Source organism: Actinomycetospora sp., assembly GCF_055612215.1.
Genome location: NZ_JBVPVA010000568.1, coordinates 1 through 3,427 on the forward strand (window position 1 = coordinate 1; position 3,427 = coordinate 3,427).

Consider the following 3,427-nt stretch of genomic DNA (forward strand, 5'->3'; position numbering starts at 1 on the left):
AGTCACCGCCCGCGGCGGGCCAGCCCCGGACCGCGCAGACGGCCCAGGGCCCGCAGAACCCCCAGGGCCCGCAGAACCCCCAGGGCCCGAAGAACCCCCAGGGCCCGCCCGCCGGACGTCCGCCGCGCGAGCATGACGGCCGCGGCGCGGAGACGGCCGCCGGTGTCGGTGCGGCCGGCCTCGGTGCGGCCGGCCTCGGCGCCGCCGCGGCCGCGGGCCACGACGACGAGCACGAGGACGCCACCTCGCGCCTGCCCGCCGAGGGCCTCGAGTCCGCCCGGCGTGACGCGGGCGTCGGTCCCGAGGGCCCGGCGTCGACGGCCTCCTCGAGCCCGGCCGGGCCGGCGGAGGCGTCGCGGTCCGAGTCCGCGCACACTCCCGACGGCGAGGGGCGCGGCCCCGAGTCCTCCCGCGACGGGAACGGACCGCCCGGCCGCGCCGACGCCCCGGGCTCCCTGTTCTCGACCGGGAACACCCCGGCGCAGGACGAGGCGCCCACGCAGGTCCCGCCGTACGAGCCGGCCGGCCACGGTGGCCCGACCGGGAACGGCGGGGCACCCGGCCACGGCGGGCCGCCGCCCAACGGCGGGGCACCCGGCCAGGGCGGCGGGATGCCGCCGCGGACCCCGCCCCCTGCACGCGCCCCGGAGCCCGAGGACGAGAACCCGGACGCCGCGAGCCTCGACCTGGTCGCTGCACGCACCGACGAGGTGCTCGTCATCGACGAGGAACCCCACTTCCACCTCGGCCGGTGCGGCTACCTGTTCGGGCGCGAGGTGATCCCGCTCCCGGTCTCCGAGGCCCTCGAGCTCGGGTTCGCCGGCTGCTCCTGGTGCACGCCGGTCCGGGCGCTCGCCGAGCAGCACGCCGACAGCCGCCGCTGACCGCCGCCGCCCGGACGTGATCAGATGGTCGGTGTGGAGACGCCGACCGGAACGGAGACCGCCGCCGCGCGCTGGACGGCCCTGATGGACGCCCGGCGGGTGCCGGAGGAGATCCTGGCCCACGCCCCGGCGAGCCCGTACCGCCAGGACCCCGAGCGGTTCCGGCCCGCGGCCGACCCCCCGGACACCCCGTCGCGGCGCGCGGCGCTGGCCCTGCTCGACGAGGTGCCCGACGCCGCCGACCGGACCGTGCTCGACGTCGGGTGCGGGGCGGGCGCCGCCTCGCTGGCCCTGGCGGGCGAGATCGCCCACGTCGTGGGGGTCGACCCCGCGTCGGACATGCTCGCCGCGTTCGTCGGGGCCTGCCTCGACCGGGGCGTGCCCTACCAGGCGGTCCTGGGCCGCTGGCCCGACACGGCGGCCGACGCCGGGACGGCCGCGCTCGTCCTGTGCCACCACGTCGGCTACGACACCGCCGACCTCGCGGGGTTCGCGGCCGGGCTCACCGCCGCCGCGCACACCGGGGTGGTGCTGGAGCTGCACGCCGAGCACCCGCAGGCCTGGCTCGACCCGCTCTGGGGACGCTTCCACGGCCTCGTCCGGCCGGACCCGCCCACCGCCGACGACGCGCTCGCCGTGCTCACCGAGCTCGGGATCGACCCGCAGGTGGAACGCTGGACCGCGGACCCGCGCCCGGCCGAGGACCCGGAGGTGCGCGCGGCGCGGGTCACCCGCCGGCTCTGCCTGCCGCCCGAGCGCGTGCCCGACGTCGTCGAGGCGCTGGCGGGCGACCCGCTGACCGGGCCGCCCCGCGAGCGCGTCACCGTCACGTGGCGTCCGTAGCGCCGGACCGATCGACCCGGGCACCGTCGGTGCGCCGGTAGGATCATCCGCTCCGCCGGGGCGAGGACGGGAGGGTCGCGAGCGCGTGGACCGGCTGCCGGTGCTCCTCGGGATCGGCTCCGGTGTCGTGCTGCTCGGAGTGCTCGCGGTGCGGCTGTCGACGCGCGTCGGCCTGCCGTCCCTGCTGCTCTACCTCGCGATCGGGGTGCTGATCGGCGAGTCCGGGCTGGGCATCCAGTTCGACGACGCCGCCCTGACCCAGATGCTCGGGCTCGCCGCGCTCGTGCTGATCCTCGCCGACGGCGGGCTCTCCACCCGGTGGTCGACCGTGCGTCCCGCCCTGGGCCTCGGGATCGCCCTCTCGACGGTGTCGGTGGTGGTCAGCGTCGTCACCACCGGCCTGGCGCTGCACTGGCTGCTCGGGCTGGACCTGCGCATCGGCTTCCTCTGGGGCGCGGTGCTGTCCTCGACCGACGCGGCCGCGGTGTTCAGCGTGCTGCGCGGGCTCGGCCTGCGCGGGCGGCTCGTCGGGGCGCTGGAGCTCGAGTCCGGGCTCAACGACGCCCCGGTCTTCCTCGCGGTCGTCCTGCTCGCGGCGCCGACCGACCTGTCCTGGACCGACCCGCTGCTCGTCGTCTACGAGCTCGCCGTCGGCGCCGTGCTGGGGGCCGTGCTCGGGCGCCTCGGCGCCGCCGGGCTGACCCGCGCAGCGCTCCCGGCGACCGGTCTCTACCCCCTCGCGACGCTCGCGGTCTGCGTCGGGGCCTACGCCCTCGTGCAGTCGTTGCACGCCTCCGGGCTGCTCGCCTGCTACGTCGCGGCGCTCGTGCTCGGCAATTCGGCCCTGCCGCACCGCGAGGGCACCCGCTCCTTCGCCGAGGGCCTGGGCTGGCTGGCCCAGATCGGGCTGTTCGTGCTCCTCGGGCTCTACGTCTCCCCGGACCGCCTGCTCGACGCGATCGTCCCCGCGCTCATCGCCGCCGCCGTCCTGCTGGTCGTCGCCCGCCCGCTCTCGGTCGTCGCGGGCGTGAGCTGGTTCCGGCTGCCCTGGCGCGAGCAGGCGTTCCTGTCGTGGGCGGGCCTGCGCGGGGCGGTGCCGATCGTGCTCGCGCTCGTGCCCCTGACCACGGGGCTCGCCGGGGCCCGCGAGCTCGTCGACGCGGTGTTCGTGCTGGTCGTCGTGCTCACGCTCGTCCAGGGGACGACGCTGCCCGTCGTCGCGCGCCTGCTCGGCCTCACCGCTCCGACGGTGCGGGAGATCGAGGTCGACGCCGCCCCGCTGGAGTCGGTGCGGGCCGACCTGCTGCAGATGACGGTGCCCGACGGCTCGAAGATGCACGGCGTCTACGTCCGCGAGCTGCGGCTGCCCGACGGTGCCGGCCTCTCGCTCGTCGTGCGCAGCGGCGCCAGCTTCACCCCGCAGGACGAGACCCGGCTCCAGGAGGGCGACCAACTCCTCGTCGTCGCCACCGCCACCGCCCGGGACGCCGCGGAACGGCGGCTGCGGGCGGTCGACCGCTCCGGGCGCCTGGCCCGGTGGCGCGGCGACACCGGCGGCACCCCCACGCGCCGCCCGACGTGAGGTCCCCGCACGCGCCGGCCGCCGTCCGGGGGAGGATGGCGGGGTGCAGAGCGCAACCCCGGAGGGCGAGCCCGCCGCGCCGCCCGCGCCGCCCGCGCCGGCCGACCCCGCTGCGCCG

Annotated in this window: 3 protein-coding genes; all 3 read left to right on the forward strand. The window is 78.1% G+C overall.

All coding sequences use genetic code 11. The features are described from left to right. Window positions 1-884 (forward strand): hypothetical protein (locus AC0CYZ_RS15655; RefSeq protein WP_472216915.1); only part of this gene is annotated, 884 nt, incomplete at its 5' end. Between the two features lie 24 nt (window positions 885-908). Next, window positions 909-1,727 (forward strand): methyltransferase domain-containing protein, encoded by an 819-nt coding sequence (locus AC0CYZ_RS15660; RefSeq protein WP_472216917.1) that lies wholly within the window; start codon window positions 909-911, stop codon window positions 1,725-1,727. 85 nt (window positions 1,728-1,812) lie between these two features. After that, entirely contained in the window at window positions 1,813-3,309 is a 1,497-nt protein-coding gene (locus AC0CYZ_RS15665) for a potassium/proton antiporter (RefSeq protein ID WP_472216919.1), read from the forward strand. Window positions 3,310-3,427 lie beyond the last annotated feature (118 nt).

Excerpts from the sequence above, each read along its gene's own strand:
- AC0CYZ_RS15660 (WP_472216917.1), top strand. The coding sequence starts at position 909 with ATGGTCGGTGTGGAGACGCCGACCGGAACGGAGACCGCCGCCGCGCGC.